This window comes from Methylobacterium iners, assembly GCF_022179305.1.
GTDB classification, from domain to species: Bacteria; Pseudomonadota; Alphaproteobacteria; order Rhizobiales; family Beijerinckiaceae; genus Methylobacterium; species Methylobacterium iners.
In genome coordinates this window covers 1-5,256 of the sequence record NZ_BPQP01000160.1, presented here as the reverse complement: position 1 = coordinate 5,256, position 5,256 = coordinate 1, and the positions used below count along the sequence as shown (strand labels likewise).

Sequence of the window (5,256 nt, the reverse complement as noted above, 5' to 3'; positions counted from 1 at the left end):
GGATCGTGGAAAACGCTCTAGTCCAGGTATTGCAGCAACGATGCAAGGGCCCCCTCATGAGGCTGAGATCTGATTGCCGACCCAGTTCTCGCACATGTACTGCCAGAGGTACTCGACCGGGTTCAGTATCGGCGAGCGGGCTGGCAGCGGCGGCGGGGCCATGCTGGACGAGATTAATGAGCTTGTTGCTCGTGTGCCAGCCGGCCTGACCAGTAGCACGGCGGATGAACGGGCATGCGGAGTTCTGCGGCATGTACAAGAGCAGACGTATGAGGAAGCAGTGTGCCCGTCGAACACCGGCGCACATTCCTCGATGGCACGCCGCTACCCAGTCGACGCTCGCCTAAGAGACCATTGAGAACCTCAGGACCCACTCCGAGATCGAGCAGGGGATCAATAGATTGGCCCCCTCCGACGAGCGACGACGAGTCGCCATACGCCGTTGCACACCCTTGCCGAAGCGCCATCGGCACGGGCGGGGACGGCGTTGACCCAAACACACGAAGTTGGCTGTACGCCGCGCCTCCAAAGCCAGGTGAACCTCCCCTATCGCCGGTCTTTGCAGCCCGGACCTCAATCCAACCGATAACGCCTTGCCTAATTTGGAAGTGCTTCTCCACAAGGCAGGCGAGCGAACCGTTGGCGCGTTGCACGACCAAATCGGCATCGTTCTCCACGTTCTCACACCTATCGAGCGTGCCGGCTTCTTCGATGCCACAGTGTACGACCCAAAATAGACCAAGACCACTCCAGCCGAATGGCCTCCGTTTACCTCGAAGTAAACTGATAAGCGGGGCCTCATTGACGGGCGCTACCTACAAGAAGTGCATCATATATCGATGCGGTACGAAACGCAGCCTCTTCCCAATTAAATTTTGCAAGAACAGCAGATTGGTCGATCTGAAAACTTGCAAAGTGCTCCCTCAATCGATCTGCGAGCGCCATCGCACTTCCTACGGTTACATAGTTGCGAGCATTGAGACCGATTTCAAGATTAGCTTCGATGTCACTCAATAAAATGGGACAACCGGCTGCAGCGGCCTCAAGCGCTGCTATAGGCAGCCCCTCATGTGCTGAGGGCAAAACGAACAAACCGGCATTGGTATAAAGATCCGCAAGGATTGCCTGCTTTTGAAAACCTAAAAACTTAATGCGCGGTCCCGCGCGAGCAACCAACGCCCGCGCGTAAGCATCTTCGTGGTCTGCTGCACCAACTATGACAAGGGGACAGGCTCTACCAGAAGCCTCATAGGCATCAATTAAAACATGCAAATTTTTCTCAGGAACCAAACGTCCGACCGAAAGGATGTACTCACCCTTCTGCAAGCCAAATCTTCCGATTACATCAGGACTGCACGAGTCATCAATCGTGGGAGCCAAAATGGTCGCACCGTTGGGTATGTGCCTAATAATTGCATTATTATTTCTCTTACGAAGTCTGTCGGATACTCGTTCTGATACAACAATGATTGTATTTGCAAAATTCAGAGCAAACCACTCACCTAAACGCAACGCAGTTTTACCAAAAAAATTCCATTTATCCCTATTAAAGTCATCGCCGTGGTGAGTGACAACAACGCGCAGACCTAGCGCCCGAGCAACCGGTGTCAGCAGAGCAGGTCCGATCCCATGAATATGAATTAAATTACAACGCACTTTGTAGCGGGCGTACACAACGCATAGAAGAGTATGAAAGAGGGCTTCGAAATACTTGCTATTCACCGAAAATATCTTCTTAATTCGAACACCCTGAAAAACACAATCGCAATCTTTGTAAGAACTCCTAGCAAAAATCAGCAGATTATATTCTGGTCTAATAGATTTAATCCGAGGCATGAGTTGCTCGCAATGAGCCTCTATCCCACCCATAATGTTCGGCATCCCACGCAGACCAGCTACTGCGATCGTCAGAGGTAATATTTTTGCATAATTCGTAGTATTTATATCCTTTACAGCATCATGTTTCATCATTTTGCCTTCAATCTCCACTGCTTTAAGCTACTCAATTCAATTAGTAAAAATGTTTGCGCGATACCATTCAACAAAACAGTCTAAGCCTTTAGAGAGATTTACTTGAGGATTGTAGCCGGTTAGGAGTCTGATTTTCGATATATCGGCCCAAGTAGCTGTCACATCGCCTGGCTGCATGGGCCGCATGATCTTTATCGCAGGGCGTCCTATTAGTTTTTCGAGTATCACAATGAAACCCATCAAGTCCTCGGGATTATCGTTACCAATGTTAAGTATACGATTTTCGCCAGCATTTGGTGGGCAATCCAGTACCCCAAGTATACCATTCACAATATCATCTATGTAGGTAAAATCACGGCGCAGCTGCCCTTCACCATAGACTTCAATGGGCTCGCCAGCCATTATTTTTTTTGTAAATGAGTAATATGCCATATCAGGCCTACCCCACGGACCGTAGACTGTGAAGAAGCGTAAACCAGACTGCTTTAGGCCAAACAAGCCGCTGTAGGTGGTGCTCATAAGCTCACAGGATCGTTTAGTTGCTGCATACAGCGAAACTGGGTGATCCGTGCGATCATCTTCACTGAAAGCCCCACCATAGCTAGGCCGGTTGCCATAGACGGAACTGGATGACGCATACACGAGGTGCTCAAAATTTTTTTTGCCTCGACACGCCTCGAGAACCGAAAGATGCCCGGCGATGTTTGATCTTTCGTAAGCGAAAGGATTTTCCAGCGAGTAGCGAACCCCCGCTTGGGCCCCTAAGTGTATGATACGCGTAATATCGTATTTATTTACTAGATCCGCCAGGGCATTAGCTTCAGAAAAGTCGGTCCGGTGAAGATTGAAATTGCGATCAGTTAGAAGCCTATCGGTACGAGCCTCTTTCAATGCAGGATCATAGTAATCGTTATAGTTGTCAATACCAATTATCTTTTCGCCACGTGCGAGTAGACGAGCGCAAACGTGATAGCCGATGAACCCGGCAGCGCCGGTAACTAGAATGATGCCCATTTATCAGCCGCCTTAATTTGAGTCATGATGATGCCTTGTCTTTGGGCATCCCATCTAGTTGCCGCGCGTAGCTTCTATACCATTAGTGTTGGCTGAACAATACGCTTAGGGTGTAGGCGTAACCGTCGGCAGCATAACCGAACAGGTCTGCGCTATGCGATCTACCTGATCGGCGCTGAGTGGGCACTGCTTGAACCTTAGTTGGCACCGCCACGCGACCCAGTGCAAGTTCAATCTGAGTTGTCGCTACATTGTCGTTTTGTAGAGGGATGGTTGCTCGAGGGCGGAAACCCGATGCAACTGGCCGTACCCGCACGGCGCATAAGGGGCATTCAGCCTCCTCTCGGTACCACGCCGTCACGTCACGACGCGTCCGACCCAGGCCGCTAGAACGGTCTCAGCAGCAACCAAAGTCCGATCCAGCACGTTTCGCTGGCGCCGGTGGCTGCGATCGGGGACTGAGGTGATCAACGTGACATCGAGCGCAAAGACCTTATTGCGCCGGGAGATGCTGACACACAGCGGCGCGACACTGACCCAGTGCTCGAACATTTGGTTGAGGCCGTGTCGAAGTCGACGAGAATACCGTTCGACTGTGCAATAGCCGATCAGCCACGGCAAAGAGCGCCCGGTCTGAGCGCGATGATGATCGGCAGCCAGCCCGGCGCGCGATGTCCCCTGCCAACGCCTGGAGCGTTTTCGGCCTGCGCTGCATCGAACGGGTGGGGTTCACGCGACGCTGTTGGGCTGATCCACTGGTTGCTTTGGATGAGGAGCGATGCATGGGCGGACCCTACAGCCAGGACCTGCGCGAGCGTGTCGTGGATGCTGCGGCAGCGACGTCGTGCCGGCAAGCGGCCGCGCGGTTCGAGGTCGGCGCTGCCACGGCAATCCGCTGGATGGCCGCACTCACGACGAACGCGACGGTGGACGCTCGTCCGCAAGGACGGGCACGCTGCTCGAAGCTCGATCCACACGAGGCCTTCCTGCGCGGCCTGATCGATGGGGTGGACGCCCCCCCCCCCGACGGCATTGTCGTGCCAGAGTGGTGGTGTTGAGAGCCACCAGAGGGCGGCGTCCGTGACTGAGGTTAGCACCATCGGCCTGGATCTGGCCAAGAACGTCTTTCAAGCCCACGGCGCAGATGCTGCTGGTGTGCCGGTCTTTCGCAAGAGGCTGCGGCGCGATCAGGTGCTGGCCTTCTTGGCGGCCCAGCCGCCTTGTCTCGTGGCCATGGAAGCCTGCCCCGGTGCGCATCACTGGGGTCGCGAGATCGGCAAGCTCGGCCATGAGGTCAGGCTGATCGCTCCAGCCTACGTGAAGCCCTTCGTTAAGCGGCAGAAGAACAATGCGGCTGACGCCGAGGCGATCTGCGAGGCTGCGCAGCGCCCGACCATGCGCTTCGTGGCCGTGAAGAGCGATGCCAAGCAGGCCTCTGCGGTGATCTTCCGGACCCGTGACGTGCTGGTTGGCCGACGCACCCAGCTCATCAACGCGATCCGCAGTCATGTCGCCGAGTACGGCCTGATCGCACCGCAAGGTCCCTTCCATGTCGAGCGGCTCATTGCGCAGGTCGAGGATCCCGCCTCAGACATCCCGCAAGCCGCTCGATCTTGCCTCAGCGTGCTCGTCAGCGCGCTCCGCCATCTGCAGGAGCAAACTGCTGCACTCGATGCCGAGATCGCCGCCCGGGCCAAGGCCGACGAGACGGTCCGGCGTCTGATGAGCGTGCCCGGCATCGGCCCGCTGATCGCCACTGCCATCGAGGCGCTAGCCCCACTCCGACAGCCTCGCGTCCGCCCCGCCTACGCGGTTACGGCCGGAGCTCGGTAGATCCCATCCCTCGTCAGAAGGGCCCAAGCGATGCGCGCGTTCTTGTTGGCCACGGCGACGATGACCAGCATCGGCGGCTTACGCGCCAGCATCCGGCCCAGCCGCGACTCGGCCGGCACGCCCTTGCGTTTGGCCCAGCGTACGACCGCACTGGCCGCGATGATGAGCAGGCGCCGCAGTGTTCGCTCGCCCATGCGCGAGGTTCGGCCCAGCCGCTCCTTGCCGCCTGTCGAGCGCTGCATCGGCGTTAGCCCGACCCCGGCGGCGAAGTCGCGTCCCGAGCGGAAGGTCTCCGGGGGTGGGTGAGGAGGTCGACGGATAGCTATGGCGCAACGTCGGTGAGGCGGGGTTGGGAGAACCAGGCTCATGGGCAATGCTTCGAGCACGTTCCAGTGATGTGGACCCGACCCTCGTACTCCCGCATGGCGCGTCTGCGTG

2 protein-coding genes and 3 pseudogenes are annotated in these 5,256 nt (G+C 56.1%); 2 read left to right on the top strand and 3 right to left on the bottom strand.

Going from position 1 to position 5,256, the window contains the following annotated elements:
• Positions 1 to 798 precede the first annotated feature (798 nt).
• Together MFF55_RS26500 and MFF55_RS26495 are read right to left on the bottom strand one after the other, a co-directional pair.
• Positions 799 to 1,971: a glycosyltransferase family 4 protein gene (locus MFF55_RS26500; RefSeq protein ID WP_238247218.1), complete on the bottom strand. Its 1,173-nt coding sequence runs from the start codon at positions 1,969 to 1,971 to the stop codon at positions 799 to 801.
• A gap of 36 nt (positions 1,972 to 2,007) precedes the next feature.
• Positions 2,008 to 2,985: an NAD-dependent epimerase/dehydratase family protein gene (locus MFF55_RS26495; RefSeq protein ID WP_238247217.1), complete on the bottom strand. Its 978-nt coding sequence runs from the start codon at positions 2,983 to 2,985 to the stop codon at positions 2,008 to 2,010.
• Between the two features lie 782 nt (positions 2,986 to 3,767).
• On the opposite strand from MFF55_RS26495, the pseudogene MFF55_RS26940 reads away from it, so the two are divergent.
• Positions 3,768 to 3,998: pseudogene (locus tag MFF55_RS26940) on the top strand (IS630 family transposase); the annotation flags it as partial.
• 67 nt (positions 3,999 to 4,065) lie between these two features.
• Positions 4,066 to 4,764: pseudogene (locus tag MFF55_RS26485) on the top strand (IS110 family RNA-guided transposase); the annotation flags it as partial.
• A 26-nt stretch (positions 4,765 to 4,790) separates the two neighbouring features.
• Here MFF55_RS26485 and MFF55_RS26480 read toward each other — a convergent pair.
• A pseudogene (locus tag MFF55_RS26480) lies at positions 4,791 to 5,120 on the bottom strand (transposase); the annotation flags it as partial.
• Between the last annotated feature and the right edge of the window lie 136 nt (positions 5,121 to 5,256).

What these genes read in the sequence shown, in the direction of transcription:
- MFF55_RS26495 (WP_238247217.1), bottom strand. Translation starts at nt 2,985, where the DNA reads ATGGGCATCATTCTAGTTACCGGCGCTGCCGGGTTCATCGGCTATCAC.
- MFF55_RS26500 (WP_238247218.1), bottom strand. Translation starts at nt 1,971, where the DNA reads ATGATGAAACATGATGCTGTAAAGGATATAAATACTACGAATTATGCA.